General features: G+C 70.1%; 21 protein-coding genes. 9 read left to right on the plus strand and 12 right to left on the minus strand.

What is annotated here, in order from left to right; all coding sequences use genetic code 11:
- The first annotated feature begins 8 nt into the window (after positions 1-8).
- The 3 genes from ACIBB8_RS18005 (at position 9) to lepB (ending at position 2457) form a co-directional block, all read left to right on the plus strand.
- The gene (locus ACIBB8_RS18005) at positions 9-707 is read left to right on the plus strand and encodes an HAD family hydrolase (RefSeq protein ID WP_398953137.1); all 699 of its coding nucleotides are present in this window, start codon (positions 9-11) and stop codon (positions 705-707) included.
- 337 nt (positions 708-1044) lie between these two features.
- Complete coding sequence (locus ACIBB8_RS18010; protein WP_398953139.1) at positions 1045-1635, plus strand: hypothetical protein; 591 nt, start codon at positions 1045-1047, stop codon at positions 1633-1635.
- A 159-nt stretch (positions 1636-1794) separates the two neighbouring features.
- Entirely contained in the window at positions 1795-2457 is a 663-nt protein-coding gene (lepB, locus tag ACIBB8_RS18015; protein WP_398953141.1) for a signal peptidase I, read from the plus strand.
- Between the two features lie 411 nt (positions 2458-2868).
- Here the strand turns inward: lepB and ACIBB8_RS18020 are convergent, their stop codons facing one another.
- Genes ACIBB8_RS18020 through ACIBB8_RS18035 form a run of 4 tightly spaced genes read right to left on the minus strand, consistent with a single transcriptional unit; the run spans position 2869 to position 5648 of the window.
- Positions 2869-3012 carry a hypothetical protein gene (locus tag ACIBB8_RS18020; RefSeq protein ID WP_398953143.1) on the minus strand — a complete coding sequence of 48 codons (144 nt, stop codon included), beginning with the start codon at positions 3010-3012 and terminating at the stop codon, positions 2869-2871.
- Positions 3013-3026: 14 nt separating this feature from the next.
- Positions 3027-4040 carry an NAD(P)/FAD-dependent oxidoreductase gene (locus tag ACIBB8_RS18025; protein WP_398953145.1) on the minus strand — a complete coding sequence of 338 codons (1014 nt, stop codon included), beginning with the start codon at positions 4038-4040 and terminating at the stop codon, positions 3027-3029.
- A complete protein-coding gene (locus ACIBB8_RS18030; RefSeq protein WP_398953147.1) occupies positions 4037-4573 on the minus strand; it encodes an isoprenylcysteine carboxyl methyltransferase family protein in 537 nt (178 codons plus the stop codon). Before ACIBB8_RS18030 ends, ACIBB8_RS18025 begins: the two co-directional genes overlap by 4 nt.
- A gap of 7 nt (positions 4574-4580) precedes the next feature.
- On the minus strand, positions 4581-5648 hold the full coding sequence (locus tag ACIBB8_RS18035) for a type III polyketide synthase (protein WP_398953149.1): 1068 nt from the start codon (positions 5646-5648) through the stop codon (positions 4581-4583).
- Positions 5649-5690: 42 nt separating this feature from the next.
- Between ACIBB8_RS18035 and ACIBB8_RS18040 the strand changes: the two genes are divergently transcribed.
- The 4 genes from ACIBB8_RS18040 (at position 5691) to ACIBB8_RS18055 (ending at position 9125) form a co-directional block, all read left to right on the plus strand.
- Positions 5691-6593, plus strand: a complete 903-nt coding sequence (locus ACIBB8_RS18040; protein ID WP_398953151.1) for a UbiA family prenyltransferase — start codon at positions 5691-5693, stop codon at positions 6591-6593.
- A 254-nt stretch (positions 6594-6847) separates the two neighbouring features.
- A complete protein-coding gene (locus tag ACIBB8_RS18045; protein WP_398953153.1) occupies positions 6848-7243 on the plus strand; it encodes a nitroreductase family deazaflavin-dependent oxidoreductase in 396 nt (131 codons plus the stop codon).
- A gap of 214 nt (positions 7244-7457) precedes the next feature.
- Positions 7458-8333: a metallophosphoesterase family protein gene (locus ACIBB8_RS18050; RefSeq protein WP_398953155.1), complete on the plus strand. Its 876-nt coding sequence runs from the start codon at positions 7458-7460 to the stop codon at positions 8331-8333.
- A 324-nt stretch (positions 8334-8657) separates the two neighbouring features.
- Complete coding sequence (locus ACIBB8_RS18055; RefSeq protein WP_398953157.1) at positions 8658-9125, plus strand: DUF5709 domain-containing protein; 468 nt, start codon at positions 8658-8660, stop codon at positions 9123-9125.
- Positions 9126-9357: 232 nt separating this feature from the next.
- Here ACIBB8_RS18055 and ACIBB8_RS18060 read toward each other — a convergent pair whose 3' ends face one another.
- A complete protein-coding gene (locus tag ACIBB8_RS18060) occupies positions 9358-9489 on the minus strand; it encodes a hypothetical protein (RefSeq protein WP_398953159.1) in 132 nt (43 codons plus the stop codon).
- A gap of 323 nt (positions 9490-9812) precedes the next feature.
- Here ACIBB8_RS18060 and ACIBB8_RS18065 point away from each other — a divergent pair, with 323 nt between their 5' ends.
- A complete protein-coding gene (locus ACIBB8_RS18065; RefSeq protein WP_398953382.1) occupies positions 9813-10775 on the plus strand; it encodes an aldo/keto reductase in 963 nt (320 codons plus the stop codon).
- Positions 10776-10792: 17 nt separating this feature from the next.
- Here ACIBB8_RS18065 and ACIBB8_RS18070 read toward each other — a convergent pair whose 3' ends face one another.
- On the minus strand, positions 10793-11977 hold the full coding sequence (locus tag ACIBB8_RS18070; RefSeq protein ID WP_398953161.1) for an AI-2E family transporter: 1185 nt from the start codon (positions 11975-11977) through the stop codon (positions 10793-10795).
- 683 nt (positions 11978-12660) lie between these two features.
- Here ACIBB8_RS18070 and ACIBB8_RS18075 point away from each other — a divergent pair.
- The gene (locus tag ACIBB8_RS18075; RefSeq protein ID WP_398953163.1) at positions 12661-13194 is read left to right on the plus strand and encodes a SixA phosphatase family protein; all 534 of its coding nucleotides are present in this window, start codon (positions 12661-12663) and stop codon (positions 13192-13194) included.
- On the opposite strand, the gene ACIBB8_RS18080 is transcribed toward ACIBB8_RS18075, so the two are convergent.
- The 6 genes from ACIBB8_RS18080 to ACIBB8_RS18105 form a co-directional block, all read right to left on the minus strand.
- Positions 13184-13318 (minus strand): hypothetical protein, encoded by a 135-nt coding sequence (locus tag ACIBB8_RS18080; protein WP_398953165.1) that lies wholly within the window; start codon positions 13316-13318, stop codon positions 13184-13186. The two genes, ACIBB8_RS18075 and ACIBB8_RS18080, sit on opposite strands and share 11 nt — an antisense overlap.
- 24 nt (positions 13319-13342) lie before the next feature.
- A complete protein-coding gene (locus ACIBB8_RS18085) occupies positions 13343-13807 on the minus strand; it encodes a zf-HC2 domain-containing protein (protein WP_398953167.1) in 465 nt (154 codons plus the stop codon).
- Between the two features lie 431 nt (positions 13808-14238).
- The gene (locus tag ACIBB8_RS18090; RefSeq protein WP_398953169.1) at positions 14239-15051 is read right to left on the minus strand and encodes an ABC transporter permease; all 813 of its coding nucleotides are present in this window, start codon (positions 15049-15051) and stop codon (positions 14239-14241) included.
- Complete coding sequence (locus ACIBB8_RS18095; protein WP_398953171.1) at positions 15048-15986, minus strand: ATP-binding cassette domain-containing protein; 939 nt, start codon at positions 15984-15986, stop codon at positions 15048-15050. Before ACIBB8_RS18095 ends, ACIBB8_RS18090 begins: the two co-directional genes overlap by 4 nt.
- A 149-nt stretch (positions 15987-16135) precedes the next feature.
- Complete coding sequence (locus ACIBB8_RS18100; RefSeq protein WP_398953173.1) at positions 16136-16831, minus strand: response regulator; 696 nt, start codon at positions 16829-16831, stop codon at positions 16136-16138.
- Entirely contained in the window at positions 16803-18059 is a 1257-nt protein-coding gene (locus ACIBB8_RS18105; RefSeq protein ID WP_398953175.1) for a sensor histidine kinase, read from the minus strand. The genes ACIBB8_RS18100 and ACIBB8_RS18105 overlap by 29 nt, the downstream gene beginning before the upstream one ends.

Here is an 18059-nt window from a genome sequence, read left to right on the forward strand (position 1 = left end):
TGGGTGCCATGAGCACTCGGCCCACCCCTGTCCTTTCGGTCATCTTCGATCTCGACGGCACGCTCGTGGACAGCGAGCCGAACTACTACCGGGCGGGGCGCCGGCTCCTCGCCCGTCATGGCGTGCCGGACTTCACCTGGGAGCATCACACCCGGTACATCGGGATCAGCACCCGTGAGACGCTGACGGCGCTGCGGGCCGAGTACGGGATCGCGACGCCCGTCGACGAACTCCTCGCCGGCCAGGACGCTCTCTATCTGGAGCTGGCGCGATCCTCGACGGAGGTGTTCCCCGAGATGCGGAAGTTCGTGGAACGGCTGCATCAGGAGGGGATCGCGACGGCCGTGGCATCGGGTTCGTCCCGGGCCGCGATCGAGGCGGTGCTCGCGGGCACCGGACTCGGCGCGTACGTCACGACGTATGTCTCCGCCGACGAGGTGGCGCACGGGAAACCGGCGCCGGATGTGTTCCTGGAAGCCGCGCTGCGGCTGGGCACCGCGCCCGGCGACTGCGTGGTGCTGGAGGACGCGACGCCGGGCGTGGTGGCAGCGCATGCGGCGGGCATGCGCTGCATCGCGGTTCCCTATGTGGCGTCGACGGCCGACGATCCGGCGTTCACCACGGCGGGGCTGCTCTTCCGCGGTGGTCATGGCGAGTTCACGGCGCAGACCGCGTACGACTGGCTGGCCGGAGCTCAGCCTTCCTGATCTTGCGAGCTGGTCCGGCGTCAGGTGCGCTGAACGGGTAACCCGTCTCACCACAGGCCGAGCCGTCCCACCGGGCATGGAGTGACTCGTCCCGAGGCCGCGGTCGGATCCCCTGACCGCGTACGCACCGGCCCTCCACCGATACGTCGAGAGGGCGCCCGGCCATCCCGCGGGCCGCGGTCACCCCGGATTCGGTGCGGTCGATGCGCGTCGTGGCGCGGACGGTGAGCTCCGGCCCTCGCTGGTCGTCAGGCGTCCGTCAGGAGATCCGGTTCCGGCGTCAGCGGTTCGTCAAGGCGCGCCGACCACCCGTCCCGCTCTCCGTAGCCTCTGCACCATGCAACGACCTGTGCCCGGGGCAGCCCCCGATCCCCACGCGCGCCCTGCCGGCCGCGTCAGCTGTTCCGGCCATGCCCTCCCGACTCCGGGCAGGACGGTGTACGACCGCGAGTGGTCCGGGGACGTCCGCTTCGCGGGCGGCTGCTCCGTCACGCTGCTGGGCCTCCTGCTGGCGGTGGACGCGGCCATCGGCCGGCTCACCTGGCTCCGTGTCCTGCTGTGGGCGGCGATCGCCGCGGTGCTGTGTGCGGTCCTGGTGCCGCCGCGGGTCTGCGCGGGGACCGGGTGGCTCTCCTCCCGCGGCCTGCTGCGCAGAACGACCGTGCGTACGGACCTCCTGGTGTCCGTACGCTGGTCCGACGGCGTCGCGCAACGCCTGCTGCTCCGGGACGCCCACGGCTGCCGGGTCGAGCTCGACCCCCGGGTGTTCGTCGCCAACCCGGCCCTGTGGCACCGGCTGGACGAGGACGCGCGCACCTGTATGGAGCGCGGAACGCTGCTCTGCGGGGCAACGGCGCTGCGGCAGCTCGGAGACCGTATCGACCGTCGCACCGCCCGGACCGTGTTCGAGGTCTCCGGTCTGGAGTAGGGGCCTTCGGGCCTGCCGTCCCGTCGTCACGGTCCCCCGCTGCATGCCCGGCCGCCGGGACCCTCTACGGTGTCGCTGCACGTTCGGGTGATGATGACGGCTGTAAGGGGGGATCGGCGGATGCGACGCGCTGGACGTGGGTTGTTGATCACGGGGGCCGTGCTTGCCGTCCTGGGGATCGTGCTGACCGCGGGGGCCCTCTGGACCATCAGAAGCGGCTACACGACGGTCACGCCCAGGGGCGAGTCCATGGCGCCGACATACGCCCCGGGTCACCGGGTCCTCATCGCGAAGACCGGTGGCGAGAAGACGCGGAGGGGCGATGTCGTCCTCTTCAGCCTGCCCGGCCGTTACCAGGGCGAGGCCGTGATGCAGCGTGTCATCGGGCTCGGAGGCGACCATGTGGTCTTCGACGGGACCCGGTTGACCGTCAACGGGACACCGCTCAAGGAGCCGTATCTCAAAGGGGCGGAGGTCGACGGCGGGCACGGCCCGTACGACGTGAAGGTTCCGGCCGGGCGGGTGTTCCTTCTCGGCGACAACCGTGGCAACTCCAACGATTCGCGCTACTTCCCCGGCGAGGACTCCGGAACCGTGCCCGTGACGGCTGTGCGGGGCCGGGCACTTGACGATGCCACCGTGCCGACGGTGCTGGGCCTCGGCGCCCTGCTCGGTGTGGCTCTCGCCCTCGCGGGTGCCGTCTGTGCTCTGGTGGGCGGGCTGACACGGCGGCGCCGGGCAACCGTGCCCCCGCCCTTCACCGGGTACGCAGGTGTCGGATATCCCGCTCCCGGGGGTCCGCCGCCCTTCCAGCGCCCCTGACGTGCGGCGCCATGTGACGCGTGGCCCTCAGAGCCTGTCGGGTGACCTTCGATCGGAGAGCGGACGCGGCATGGTGCGTGCGATTCCAAGGCGCCGGGATGGCCTTGGGTGGGATCTCCCCTGCTCGAACGAAGTTGAGAGCTTGGGGAAGGAGCTGCTAGGGCCTGTTCTGAGTTCCCCGTCGTTCGCGCGAAGCGCGGGCGCAGCGGCGATCGGTGCGTGCGATCGGCGTGCGGTGTCGCAGGTCATGTGGCGGAGCCACCTGTCCTGCGGGGCCGTGCGGCGAGCGTGCGTGCCGGGCGTCGGGGCGCAGGCGGGGAACTCAGAACAGGCCCTAGGGGGCATTTCGGCAACGCCGGAAGCGTGCGTGCCAGGGCGTGGCCGCCCGATCAGAGGTCACCCGACAGGCTCTCAGCGTTCGGCGCCTCGCACCGCCGCGCCGAGGCGACGAGCGATCGGCTCCGCCGCCGTGGTGATCGGGCTCGTCGTCTCACCGGTCAGCAGACTGAGCAGGCTGCCGTCAGCGGTGAGGGAGGAAGCTGCTGAGACAGCCACGCCCGGAGAGTCGGTCACGCCAACTGGTTGACCAGGGCGGTGAAGACCGCAGGAAGGCGGGTCGCGGCCGGGACGATACGACGGGCGAGTCGCGGGTGCTGACGGACCCTGAGCAACGATTCGGTGAGCAGGCGGTGGCGCCGGGAGACCTTGCGCCACGCCTGCTCGTATGCCAACGGGCGGTCGTCCCGGATGCAGCGCACCAGTTGCGCGGCCCCGGCGAGAGCCAGGGAGATTCCTTCGCCGGTGAGCGCGTCGATGTATCCCGCGGCGTCCCCGACCAGCAGGACCCGCCCGGCCGCCCGGGAGCCGACACGCTGGCGCAGCGGTCCGGCGCCGCGCACAGGGGTGGTGGTGCTCGCGGGCAGATGACGTGAGAGGAGGGGGAAGCGGGCCAGGTGGCTGTCGAACGGTCCGCGTTCCGCGGTCAGGACGGCGACGCCGACCAGGCGCGGGCCGAGCGGCGTGACGTAGGCCTCCGCCCGTGCTGACCAGTGCACCTCGACGCAGTCCGTCCAGGGCTCGATCGTGTAGTGACGGCGCAGACCGAATCTGGGGGGCCACGGATCCGGGCGGTCCAGGCCGAGTTGACGTCTGATCGGCGAGTGCAGTCCGTCGGCGGCGGCCAGGTAGCGGGCGGTGATGCCGGCTGCGCGGACGCTGTCGGTGCGCTGCCGGATGCCGTCCGCCCGCGCCTGGATCACCGGTACGCCGAGTTCCGCCACTCGGCGGGCCAGGGCGGCGTGCAGTTCGGTGCGCCGGACGCCGCGGCCGGGGGCGGCTGCGAAGAGGGCTTCGGCACTGTGGTGGTCGTCGACGTATCGGATCCCGCGCAGTGGGTGTCCGGCGACGGTGACGCCGAGTTCGGCCAGGGCGTGCACGGCGCCCGGCATGAGGCCCTCGCCGCAGGCCTTGTCGATCGGGGTGGGGCGCGGTTCGGTGACCACCGCTTCGAGTCCGGATCCCGCGGCGTGGATCGCGGTGGCGAGTCCGGCGGGGCCGCCGCCGACCACCAGCAGGTCGATCACGGCGTGGCCGCAGGGGCCGGCGCCGGGGTGGCCCCGGCCAGCGCGGTGTTCTCGCACCGCACGCGGGTTGCGAGAAGCGGCAGGTTGAGGAGTGTGAAACCGGTCGCGGTGAGCCAGTTGGTGTGAACGAGCGGCAGCGCGGCACCCTCGACGATCACAGCGACGTAATTGGGGTGGTCCATCCATCGGTACGGTCCGGCGGTGACGAGGGGCAGGTCCGGCACCACGATGACGCGGGTGTTCCAGCGCGGCCCCAGCGTGGTGATGCACCACCAGCGCAGCCCTTGGGCACCGAGGGCCAGAACGAGCATCGGCCAGCCGAGCGCGGGCAGGAAGGGGCGGCCGCCCAGCCAAGTCTCCCCCAGGCAGCCGGCCAGCAGCGCGGTGTGGAGGGCGACCATGACGGGGTAGTGCCCGCGCCCGTACTCCGTTCCGGCGTTGCGGCGGCTCCAGGCGGCGTTGCGCCGGGCGGTGACGAGTTCGGCGAGGCGCTCGACGGCGACCACGAGGATGAGGACGGTGTAGGGGATCACGGGGCGGCTACCAGCGGAGGAGGACTTGTTCGGTGCAGAAGCCCGGCCCCATCGCGAGGAGGAGACCGGGCGATCCGGGCGGTGGCGGGTGCAGCGCCAGGGTGTCCCGGAGGATGTGCAGGACGGAGGCGGAGGAGAGATTGCCGACCTCGGCCAGCGAACGCCAGGTCGGTTCCAGCGCTCGGGCGGGCAGATCGAGCGTCTCGCGTACGGCTTCCAGGACCTGGGGACCGCCGGGGTGGCATACCCAGGCCGTCACGTCCTGCGTCTTGAGGTCGTGGCCGGAGAGGAAGCAGCGCACCTCGTCGCCGAGTGTCTCGCGTACCAGGTCGGGGAGGTCGGCGCCGAGGACGATACGGAAGCCCGCGTCGCCGATGTCCCAGCCCAGGCTGCGTTCGGTGCCGGGGTAGAGCGTGCTGCGGGTCGCAACCACCTCCGGCCCGCGCTGTTGATCCCGACGGTGCGGATGGTCCCGGCCGACCGCGAGGACCGCGGCGGCGCCGTCGCCGAACAGCGCGCCCGCCACCAGGTTCGGCACGGACGCGTCGGTACGTTGCAGGGTCAGCGAACAGAGTTCGACCGAGAGCAGCAGCGCGACCTGTCCGGGGTGGCCGTTGAGGTAGTCGTGGACCCGGGCCAGTCCGGCGGCTCCTGCCACACAGCCCAGACCGAAGATCGGCACGCGTTTCACATCGGGCCGCAACCCGACCCGTCCGGCGAGCCGTGCCTCCAGCGACGGGGCGGCGATACCGGTGACCGAGGTGGAAATGACCAGGTCGATCTCGCTCGCGTCGAGACCCGCCCGGTCCAGGGCACCGCGCACCGCCCGCTCCCCGAGCCGGAGCGCGGATTCGATGAACGCGTCGTTGGCCTCTCCGAAGCCGCTCAGGGAGGCGTACCGCTCCAGGGGCAGGGCCAGATGGCGGCCGCGTACCGTGGCGGACGTGTGCAGGCGTTCCAGCACGCCGCGGTCGGCGCCCGATGGCAGGCACATGTCGGCGAAGGCATGGGTGATCTCGGACTGCTCGTACCGGTGTGGCGGGAGCACACCATGGATCGCGATGATTCGCGTCATTCCATCACCATACGGGCGAATAACGTATTTTGATCGAACGTCATGAATCACACTTTTCGGGCAGCTTCCGTGTCCGCCTCGGTGCCTGCCGCCACGCCGGCGGCCGCTCCCCGCCCCGGCCGGGTCGCGGTGGCCCTGTTCCTGTCGGCCCACCCGGCCCCCGCATTGGCCGTCTCCGCCCTGATCACCGCGCTGGCCGTGGCCGCGGGACGCGATGCGTCCGGCAGCTGCCTGGTCGCTCTGACCATGCTCACCGGGCAGCTCTCCGTCGGCTGGAGCAACGACTGCATCGACATCGCACGGGACACGGCGGCGAACCGGCGCGACAAGCCTCTCGTGGACGGTGCCGTGAGGGCCCGAACCGTCGCGGTGGCAGCGTGTACCGCACTTGTCCTGTGCGTCCCCCTGTCGCTGGCGAACGGCGCGACGGCGGGCGGCACCCATCTGATCGGTGTCGCCGCCGCCTGGTCCTACAACCTGGGACTCAAACGAACAGCATTGTCCTGGCTCCCGTACACCGTCGCCTTCGGCCTCCTGCCCGCCTTCGTCACACTCGCGCTGCCGGGCCACCCCTGGCCGGCCGCCACGCCCGTGGTCGCGGGCGCGCTCCTCGGCGTCGGCGCGCACTTCACCAACGTCCTCCCCGACATCGACGCCGACCTGACCGCGGGCGTCCGCGGCCTGCCCCAGCGGTTGGGCCGCCGCCGGACTCGTACCGTCGCGGCACTCGCGCTGCTCGCCGCATCGGCCGTCCTCGTCCTCGGCCCACCGGGATGGCCGGACGCGACGGGCTGGACCGGTCTCGCCGTGACCGGGACCCTGGCCGTGGCCGTCTGCCTCCCGCTGCGCTCCGCGCCAGACAGCCGCCTGCCGTTCCTGGCCACGCTCGGCCTGGCCGGGATCGACATCGCCCTGCTGCTCCTGCGCGGCACGGCGCTGGGCTGATCACCCGTCCCAGGGACGCCGCAGCCCGCCCGGCTTCTCGACCAGGGATGTCCGGCGGATCGGGGCCGGACAGGTCGTGGCGTCCGGTGCGGTGCGTCGCGAGGCGGAGGAGCCTCCTCATACTGGACGTATTCGCTGCGTTCCGACACCGCGGCACAGTGCCGTAGCCGTCGGTTCCGCACCCGCCGGGGATGACGGGACAGCCCTTGGGCCGGCTCCGGCGAGAACCACCGGCGACGACGGGAGAGTCACGCATGTCGCGCTATCACGAGATGAAGTTCCGGGCGGTCACGACGTTCCAGCGGCGGATCGGCAATCCGGTGCTCCGCCGACTGCCGAACCAGACCCTCCTGGAAACCACCGGACGCACGTCCGGACTGCCCCGCCGGACCCCGGTCGGTGGCCGCCGGACCGGCACGGAATTCTGGCTGGTCTCGGAGTACGGCGAGAAGTCGCAGTACGTACGCAACATCCGGGCGAACCCGAAGGTACGGGTCCGGATCAGGGGGCGCTGGCACGCCGGAACCGCCCATCCGGTCCCGCAGGACGACCCGCACGCCCGGCTCAGGACGCTGCCGCGCTTCAACAGCGCGGCGGTCCGGGCGCTCGGCACCGACCTGCTGAGCGTGCGGGTCGATCTCAACGACTGAGGGCGACCGGCCGGTCCGCCTGCCGGAGTTCGGCGACCACGCCCGGCGTCATGGCGTCTCGTACATTGCACGGCCAGATGGTTCGATCGGAGCCGGAACGGGCGAACGGGCCTCCAGGCGCACGGCGTCACGTTCGCCCGCTCCGGTCCGGGACTGTTCCACCACTGACGGTAAGTGCCGGGGACGGCCGGGTGCGAACCCCACGGAACGAGGAGTGCTTGCCCTGAACGGACAACTGCTGGCGGTCAGCGACCTGCATGTCGCCTACGCCGATAACCGTGCCATCGTGTCATCCCTGCGTCCCGGCACCGACGCCGACTGGCTCGTCGTCGCAGGGGATGTCGCCGAGAAAGTCGCCGATGTCGAGCAGACGCTGAAGATGCTCAGCGAGCGCTTCGCGAAGGTCGTGTGGGTCCCCGGGAACCATGAGCTGTGGACCCACCCGCGCGACCCCGTGGAGCTGCGGGGCGAGGCGCGGTACCTCCATCTGGTCGAGATCTGCCGGAAGCTGGGCGTCGTCACCCCGGAGGATCCCTATCCGGTGTGGGAGGACGAAGCGGGGCCGGTGACCGTGGCGCCTCTGTTCGTGCTGTACGACTACACGTTCCGCGCACCGGGAACGACCACCAAGGAGGAGTCCCTCGCCTATGCCCACAGGACCGGGGTCGTCTGCACCGACGAGTACCTCCTCCAGCCCGACCCGTACCCGACGCGCGACGACTGGTGCCGTGCGCGGGCACGCCAGACCGAGCTGCGACTGGCCGCCGTTCCGGAGTACCACCGTACGGTCCTGGTGAACCACTATCCGCTGGTGCGGGAACCGACCGATGTGCTGCGGTACCCGGAGTTCGCCCAGTGGTGCGGGACGGAACTCACCCGGGACTGGCACCGCCGCTTCCGTGCCGCGGCCGTGATCTACGGACACCTGCACATTCCGCGGGTGACTCACTACGACGGCGTACGGTTCGAGGAGGTGTCGATCGGCTACCCGCGCGAATGGCGGGCCCGCCCGCCACGCACCCCGCTGCGGGTCGTCCCGTTGTCGTCTCCCTCGGCGGACCGGACCCGCGCGGCCGACGAGAACGGCTGATCGACGAGGCCACGACGGCGGCGAGGTCGCCCCGGTGACCCGCGAGGTGCTGCCCGGGCGGAAGCCGGACCCCGCTCTGCGGCCCCGCGCCCACGTCGGCTGACCTTGGGCCCGGCGGCGTCCGCACGTATCCGACCAGCCCCCCATACGGCGCCTCTCGGCGAGAGATTCTGCCCGTCGACGGCGCATTCCGCTGAACGGTGCGTCGGGACGCCTGAGCGCTTCCGGTCGTCCCGACGGCCGACACCCCAGATGATGATAGAGAGGACATGGCGCGAAATGGCACGTTTGTCCCGACGGTTCATTCGCGACAGTGGAGGTGCCATGGACGGCGACACCACGATGGGTGACGAGGTCTACCAGCCGGACGGCTCGGAAGTGCAGGACGACGCCGGGCTTCTGGATCCGGCCGACACCCTTGACGACAGGGCGGGCCAGGACCCGCTCGACACAGGCTATTCGCCCCCTGAGCGGCCATGGGCCGTGGAACACCATGGTGTCACTGCGGCCGAGCAGCGAGAGGGAGAAAGTCTCGACCAGCGCCTCAGCGAGGAGGAGCCGGACGTGTACCCCCCGGACGGGGACGGAATCGGTGATGTCGTGGACACGGACGGTGAGCTCCGGGACGGGGAGGTAGGTGATCTGCGCGCGGGGCGACTGGTCGCGCCCGACGAGGGCGCACACGGTGACAATGAGAGGTGCATGATCGCTCTCGACATGGGAATCGATGGCGCGGCGGCCTCCGCCGAGGAGGCGGCCGTACATGTGGTCCCCGACCAGAACGAGCAGTAGTCCACTCGTAGGGGCAGCCTGAGCGCTGATGCCCGTGCCCGGGCTCTCGGCAGAGTTCGGACCATGCGCGCTCGGTCCTGTCGCGCTGAAAAGGGAGACAATCCATGTTCAGCGAACGCGGTCGCTGAACTCGGAGGGCAACATCTCAAACCTGTCCTGTAAATCGTCAGCGATTCACCGATGGATCTTGCCACGCACCCTCGCAGCCGTTCCGCCCTGGCCTCCAGGAACGTCAGACTCCGCCCCGGAAGACGATTGAATCGTCGGGCGTGCAGTCACCGAGGACGACCGAGTACGCAATGAGCCCGATGAACGGGAAGACGATGACGTCCACCACGGCCCCGTCCGGGCACCGGCTTCCCATGGCCGGATCATCGAAGTGGCATATGCCGATACCATCACCGCACTGATGTACGAGCGCTGCCGGGCCGACACGTCGCGACTTCTTCAGCTCCACGGCGACAGGGCTACGACTACAACCACCTGCGGCGAGGGTTCACACCTGAGAGCACATTCGTCGAGACGCACACGTTCCACCACACACAAGCTGACGGGCGCACCCGTGACCACGACAGCGGCCCCCGCAAAATCCACCTGCCCCAGCCACCCACATTGCCTATCGTCGACGTGATTCCTGGTGGAAGCCGCTGATCGGCCAGGACGAGGACCATGACGTGGAGGATGACTGTGCGCTACCGCGAGCTGGGGCGAAGTGGACTGTCCGTGTCCGAGATCGGGTACGGCGCGTGGGGCATCGGTGAGTCCAGCTGGGTGGGTGCCACGGAGGACGAGTCCGTACGGGCCCTGCACCGTGCCATCGACCTTGGCGTGAACTTCATCGATACCGCGCGCGGCTATGGCGAGAGTGAGCGAATCGTCGGCCGGGTCGTCCGCGAGCGGGCCGACGAGGTACTCGTCGCGACCAAAGTGCCGCCGAAGAACGGCACTTGGCCGGCGCCCGACGGCCTCGACCTGGCCGAGACATTCCCGGGCGAGCACATCCGCGCAAGCCTGGAGACCAGTCTGCGCACCAGCGGCCTGGACCACTTCGACGTACTGCAGTTCCATGTGTGGAGTGATGAGTGGGTCGGCCGTGGCGATTGGCTGGAGACGATCGCCGCACTGAAGCAGGAGGGCAAGATTCGCCTGTTCGGCGTCTCCATCAACGACCACCAGCCTGACAACGCACTCGCACTCGTACGCAGCGGCGCCGTGGACAGCGTGCAGGTCATCTACAACCTCTTCGACCAGGCACCCGCCGACACACTGCTGCCGGCCTGTGAGGAACACGGCGTCGGTGTCATCGTACGGGTGGCGCTGGACGAGGGCGGCCTCACCGGTCGGATCACTGCGGGCACCACGTTTCCCGAGGGTGACTGGCGCAACCGCTACTTCCGCGATGACCGCCCGGCACAGGTCGAACAGCGGGTGGCCGCGATCGTCGCCGACCTCGGTATCACCCCCGATGAGATCGCCGAGACCGCATTGCGGTTCGTACTGAGTTCGCCGGCGGTTTCCACCGTCATCCCCGGCATGCGCACCGTACGCAACGTCGAGCGCAACACGGCCCTGAGCGACGGGCGCCCGCTCACCGCCGACCAGCTCGCCGTGCTGGCCAAGCACCGGTGGCAGCGCAACTTCTACTCCTGATCCGCGGGTGGGCGTTGCTACACGCCGGGACGGTTCGGCCCTCGTCCCCTGCGCATGCCGGTCGCCGACCGTGTACGGGGTGCCTTCGCCTGCGCGGATCCCCGTGCCCGCTGCAGAGCCTGATGGACCGACCAGACGACGGAAACCAGCGGAACGATCACCACCGCTCCGAGCACCCCCGCCGCGATCGCGCCACCGATCACCGAGAGTGCGACCACGACGGGATGCAGGCGGACTGCCCAGCTCATCACGATCGGGTGCAGCAGGTGCCCCTCGATCTGGCCGATGATGACGATCAGCGCGATGACAACGACCGCTACGAACGGGCCCTTGGACGCCAGAGCTACGACGGCAGCCACTGCGAGGGCGATAGGTGAACCAATCAGTGGGACGAAGGCGGCGAAGAACTCCAGCAGCGCCAGCGGAATCGCCAGCGGCACTCCGAGTACGAAGAGGGCAAGTCCCACGAGTACGGAGTTGGTAGTGGCCACCACGACGATGCCGTGGGTGTACCCGGTGAACGTCCGCCACGCCGCTCGGCCCGCGATCTCCATTCGCTCCCGCGCCGTCGCCGGAAGCTGTTCGCACAACCAGTCCCACTGCCGGTCGCCCGAGTGGATGAAGAAGACCGAGCAGAACAGCGCGAGAGCGAACACGGTCATCACCTGCACCAGCCGCCCCACACCACTGAGCGCCGTACTGATCAGGGTGGACCGATGGCTGGAGAGGTACTGTCCGATCCGGACCTGCAAGTCGCTCAGTGCCCCGGGGTTCAACCGGAACGGTGGCTTCTCCAGCCACCGCTCGATCCTGGCAAGGCCGTCGCTGAACTGCCGCTCCAGCCCGGCACGTTCTCCGGCGACCGCCTCACCGACCAGGGACAGCACGCCGAGGACCAGGACGATACTGCCGAGGAGCGTCACCGCCACCGCGAGTGGCCGCGGCATCACACGAGCCAGGAGGTCGGCCGTCGGCCGCAACAACGCGGTGACGACCAGGCCGAGGAAGACTGCTACCGCAACCTCGTGGAACCGTCCGAGCACGGAAAAGACGGCGTAGACGAAAGCTCCCACGACGAGCGTCCGCCAGGCGTAGGCAGCGGCCGTCCGCAGCGCGGGGGGCACATGCAGTTCCTGCGTCGGGTCGGCCGCTGCGCGCTGCGAGCCCAGGTCGCGGGGCGCGGGACCTCTGGTGCCACGCATCGCCTGGCGCGACGCCGCACGGACCGGATGCCCCCGCTTTCCAGGCCGGGAGCCTGGGTCCGGATTGTCGGGCTGGAGATGCGATCGCCTGGGCATTCCTTGCTGGTACCAGACGGTGTCGCGTCCCCCCGGCTCCCGCGGCTGCACACTCGCGAAGTCACCCGACAGGCGCAGTCGCTGGTTCCCGGCGGAGATCGCAGGCTGATTGCCCGCAAGGACGGTCGCTGGTCAAACAGGCGGGGCCGGGACAGAACTGCGGCAGCGGCCCGGCCGGTCACGCCCTCGTCGGTGAACTGTCCGTCCAGGAGCCGCACTTCCGGCCGCGGTGGGCCTCCCACCGCGCCGCCGTCATGAACCCGGTCCGCATCCGGGGTGCTCCCTGGCGCATTCCGCCGGGTGGAGCAATCGACTGGTTGGGTGCCGGATACCGACCAAGACTGGTCCCGTCAGGGCCGGCCGGTTTTCGGCCCGCCATTGAGGGAACCGACCCTTCGAGCCTGAGGGAGCACCCGTGGTCCTCGCCATTCTGCGAGCCGTTCAGGGCAAGCGGCTGTTCCTTGTCTTCGCGAGCTGCACGCTCGTACCGCGGAGCGCTCCCGGCGCGCTGCCGGCATCCGGGCAAGCAGCGGCGGACGTCAGGCGCGGAGTCGGTGGCATGCAGTCGGCGGAAGCGAGATGAGACCGTGCCCAGGTCCGCGCACACCCGGCTGATCGTGCTGCGGCACTCCAAGTCGGCCTGGCCGGAGGGTGTAACCGACGATGAGCGTCCGCTCGCCGGGCGGGGCCGCCGGGACGCCCCGGCGGCCGGGCGGTGGCTGCGCGAGGCTCGGTGTGTGCCCGATCTGGTCATCTGCTCTACCTCCAGGCGTACCCGTGAGACATGGGAGCTTGTCGCGGCGGAACTCGGTGCGGTACCGAAGGTGGTCTTCGAGCCACGGGTTTACGAGGCAACCGCCTCCACCCTGCTCGATGTGGTGCGTACGGTCCCGGAGCGGCGGCGGACGGTGCTGCTGATCGGCCATCAACCGGGCGTACAGGACCTGGTCCTGTCCTTGGCCGGAGAGGGTGACGATCAGGCAGTCGCACGGGTCCACGGAAAGTTCCCGACCTCGGCCATCGCCGTGCTCCTGTTCCCGGGCCCGTGGGCCCGGCTCGGACCCGGCAGCGCGGCACTGACCGCCTTCGCGATTCCCCGCGGCCTGACTGTCAGGCGTTGAGCGCCCCCGCCCCGAGCAGGCCGAACACCAGCGCTCCGACGACGATCCGGTCGTTGACGAGGGCATGGGAGGAGCGCTGGGCAACGAAGCTCAACAGCCAGGCGGTCGAGGCGTATGCGACCACAGGCCCGGTCGTCCCGCCTCGGCCTCACGCGGCAGGCCGGGGTGTGGCCACCAGGCGGAGAGTCTGAGGCGCGGTCCGCCCCTCCCCGCCGTCTGCCGTCACCCGGGGGCCCTGGGCATCCCTGCCTATGCGCTTGCCGGATTCACCTGACGCACGCGTCCTGCTCACCAGTTGGGTGAGCGTGAGCTGCCTGGCCATGCCGCCCCGGGCCGGCCGACGCCGACGGGGCTGGTGACGGGGCGTGTGGCAGCCCTCCGCCGGGGCGGGCACGTACATGTGCTGCCGTCGGCCGGTGTCGCGGGCGAGAGCATCGCGGAGCAGGGGCAGGTGCGCGCTCACCGCTGCGAGGCAGTCGTGCTCGTCCCGGCAGGCGGGGCAGGTCGTCAGGTGGGCGCGGACCCGAGTGGTTTCGTCGGCGGCGAGGGCATTGAGTGCGTATCCGGCCAGCAGCTCACGGATCGTGCTGCATTCCTGGGGTGTGGTGAACATGGCGGGTGTCCTCTCGGTGCGGGGGGGGCCGCGCGGTCGGTGCGGCCATGGGGTTCAGGCGCGGGCGCCATCCTGGTCCTGCTCGGTGACGTCCACGGCGGACGCGGTCTGTTCGGCGGTGCTGTCCTGGTGGGTGCGGGTCGCCTTCGATCGGCGGGGCCTCTCCTCTGCGGGCCGGCCCGGCGCCGGGAAAGGAAGACTGCGGCTGCGAACGGCAGCGGGAGGATCCAGCAGGTTCGGCCGTGTATCGGGTATGCGGTGGGCGGGCGGCGCAGCGAATGATGCGTGGTGCCGTGGGCGCTGGGGCCGCGGCCCGGCGTGCCCCTCACCATCCGCCCCCGGTGTGTCGGTCTGCTCCGGACGGGGCGTGCGCGGTCGGCGAATCCCGGGACGAACCTGTGGCCCTGCTGTGTGGCTTCGGCCTGTGCTGGTCAGGCGTCGCGTCGCTTGAGGAGCCAGGCCGCGAGGCCCAGGAGGGCGGCTGCGTATCCAGCGAACAGTGACAGACCTGTCCAGGGGGCCATCGCGGGATCGGGGACGACGGAGAGCACGGCTTGTCCGGCGTTGCTGGGCAGATAGGGGTCGATGTGCTGAGCCCAGTCGGCCGGCAGCAAGGCGCCCAGTCCGGGCAGGACGAGCAGGATGCCCACCAGTGTGGCGATGGCTCCCGCAGAGCTGCGGATGATGGCGCCCAAGGCGACGCCGAACAGTCCGACGACAGTGAGGTAGAGGGCGGTTCCGAAAACCACACGGGTGACGCCCGGGGCGGAGAGATGCGTGTCCAGGTGAGCGGAGGACAGGACAGCCTGGCCACCGAAGAAGGCGGTGAAAGCGGCTGCGGTCATCAGGACGAGGACGACGCCGGTGAAGACGGCGGCCTTGGCCACCAGCATGGGCAGCCGCCTGGGGACGGCCGTGAGCGTGGCGTGGATCATTCCAGTGGAGTACTCACCCGTGAACACCATGACGCCGAGGACACCGATGGCCAACTGTGCGGGCCGGTACATGCCCAGGCTGACCTCGGCTCCGTTGAAGTGCGCCAGTTCCCGCGCGTCGAGGTGGCCTGCCCGCAGGTGACTGACCAGCATGCCCAACCCGACCATCGCTACCACGGCGGTCAGCAAGGTGATCGACGTGGAGTGCACGGTGCGCAGCTTGATCCATTCGGACTTGAGGACCCGCCGCAGGGTCACCTTGCCGGGGCGCGCTGTCGAGCCGAGCGGGCACATAAGGACCGTTGTCACGACGTGCTCCTTACTCCGACCGGCTCGTCGGTGCTGTTGGCGCGGTACTCGACCGCGTCCCGGGTCAGTTCCATGAATGCCTCCTCCAGAGAGATCCTCTGGGGGGAGAGTTCGAGCAGGGTGAGCCCGTGCCCGGCGGCAACCGAGCCGATGTGGTCACTCGTCAGGCCGACTACCTCCAAGGTGTGGGGCGCGCAGGAGGTGAGGGTGACGTCCGGAGCGGCCAGCAGACGTTTCAAACGGCCGATTTCCGGGCATCGCACGCGCACCACGGTGCGGGCCGCGCCGCGGGTGAATTCCTCGACCGAGGTGTCGGCGATGAGCCGGCCGCGGCCGATGACGACGAGATGTTCGGCGGTGAGCGCCATCTCGCTCATCAAATGCGACGAGACGAACACCGTGCGCCCCTCCCCCGCCAAGCTCTTGAGGAGATTCCGGATCCACCGGATGCCCTCCGGGTCGAGGCCGTTGACCGGCTCGTCGAGGATGACCGTGGCAGGGTCGCCGAGAAGCGCGCTGGCGATGCCGAGACGCTGGCCCATGCCCAGGGAGAACCCACCGGCCCGCTTGTTGGCGACCTCGCGCAGGCCTACGAGGTCGATGACCTCGTTCACGCGCCGACGGGGGATGCCAGTGGTGGCGGCCAGGGCCAGCAGGTGGTGGTAAGCGGTGCGGCCGGTGTGGATGGCGCGGGCCTCCAGCATCGCCCCGACCTCGCGCAAGGGCGCTTCGTGCCTTGCGTAGGGGAGGCCGTTGACGGTGACATGCCCTGCGGTGGGGGCATCCAGGCCGAGAATGAGCCGCATGGTGGTGGATTTGCCGGCCCCGTTGGGACCGAGGAACCCCGTCACGATGCCGGGGCGGACCGTGAAGGACAGATCCTCGACGGCCGTTCTGTCGCCGTACCTTTTGGTCAGGCAGTGGGCTTCGATCATTGCGAAACCTCCGTTCACCACCTCACTTTCGCCCGGGGACGGCCCCTTGCGCATCGTCCCCGTGCAGCGATTCCGGGGTACCACGTCCGTGGTACGGAGTCCGCCGGCCTACAGCCGGGACGGAACTCGGCACGTACCCCTGCCGGAGATTACGCGGATGTTGCTGAGCGAGTCGGCTCCATCGCCGGGCTGACCAGGCCGCTCTGGTAGGCGATGACCACGAGCTGGGCCCGGTCACGAGCCGCCAGCTTGGTCATGGCCCGGTTGACGTGGGTTTTGGCGGTCAGCGGGCTGATGAACAAGCGATCGGCGATCTCTTCGTTCGACAGGCCCAGCGCGACGAGCGCCAGGACATCGCGTTCCCGTGGTGTCAGGCACTCCAGCCGCTCGTGCATGGCTGCCGGGCACGCTTCCGGCTGCGTCAGGAATCGCGTGATCAGCGCTCGGGCGGCAGACGGGCACAGCAGCGCTTCCCCGGCGGCGACCGTGCGGACGGCCTCGAGAAGCTCGTCGGGCCGCGCGCCCTTGCCGAGAAAGCCGCTCGCACCCGCGCGCAGCGCCTCGGCGACGTACTCGTCCTCCTCGAAGGTGGTGAGGATGAGGACCTTCACCCCTGCGAGGTCCTCCGACTCGCCGATCAGCCGCGTCGCGGCAAGGCCGTCCATCTCGGGCATGCGGATGTCCATCAGGAGCACATCCGGGTGCTGCGCATGGGCCAGCTCGACTGCCTCCCGGCCGTTGGATGCCTCGCCCACGGTCTCCATGTCGTCCGCAGAATCGAACAGCATCCTGAAGGTGCCCCTCAGCAGGGCCTGGTCATCGGCGAGCAGTACGCGGATCGTCATACCCATCTCTCCTCGGCGGTCCGTTCGTTGCCGGACCGCCCGTGGCCGTTGCGGCTCGCAGGGGCAGATCGGCAGTCACAGCGAAGCCGCCCTCCGGGCGGGCTCCCGCGTACAGCGTGCCCCCGACGATGGCAGCCCGCTCGCGCATCCCGATCAGCCCGTGCCCCGTTCCCTGGGTCGGCTGGTGGTCCGGCCCGATGCGTCCGTCGTCCTCAATGGTGATCGTCAGCCATTCGGGGCGGTAGTGCAGGAACAGTCGGGCGTGGTCCGAGCCGGCGTGCTTGTGCACATTGGTCAGGGCCTCCTGCACGATGCGGTACGCGGCCAGGTCGACTGCCGGCGCCAGAGGCTCACTGACACCCCGCTGACTGTGTCTGACAGCCAGGCCGGCGCCTTCGAACGACGCCAAGAGGGCCGGCAGCTGCGTCAGACCCGGCATCGGATCGCGCGGCGCCGCCGGATCACCCGACTGCCGTAGCAGGCCGACGGTCACGCGAAGTTCATCCAGCGCCGACCGGCTGGTGTCCCGGATGTTCTCCAGAGCGGCGAGCGTCTGCTCCGGCCGCCGCTCCGCGAGATGGACGGCGACGCCTGCCTGAGCATTGATCAAGGCGATGTGGTGCGCGACGACGTCGTGCAGCTCGCGCGCGATCCGGACCCGCTCAGCCGCCACCCGCTGCTGTGCCTCCTGCTCACGGGTCCGCTCCGCGTTCTCCGCCCGTTCCTCCACGGCTGCCACATAGGCACGGCGTGACCGCACCGCGTCCCCGATGGCGGCCGACAGAGCCGTCCACGCCAGCATCACCGCCTTCTCCGGCTCCAGCCACGATCCCGGAGCGAACACCACAGCCGCCCCCACCAGGACGGCGGCCGTGACCGACGTCGCGGTCCAGGTGGTGCGCCGGTCCGTCTGCACCGCCACGGTGTAGACGGACACATCGACCGGGCTTGCCACCACCGGGCTCTCCCGGAATCCGAGCACCTGAAAAAGCACCCCGCAGCCGACCGCGACAGCCAGTACGCCGAATGGGTGACGGCGTCGCCACATCAGGGCCGAGCAGCCGACCGCCGCCAGCACCACGCCCTGCCACCGGTACTCGATCCGGTGCTCGTCCGGCACAACAGCAGAAGCCACAACCGACAGCGCGAACAGCACGGCCGACATCAGCGCGTCCACCAAGCCGGGCCTGGCTCGTGCTTCTCGCCTCCAACCGTTGATGACTGCCAT

Origin of the sequence: Streptomyces sp. NPDC051286, assembly GCF_044455345.1 — a bacterium.
GTDB lineage: Bacteria > Actinomycetota > Actinomycetes > Streptomycetales > Streptomycetaceae > Streptomyces.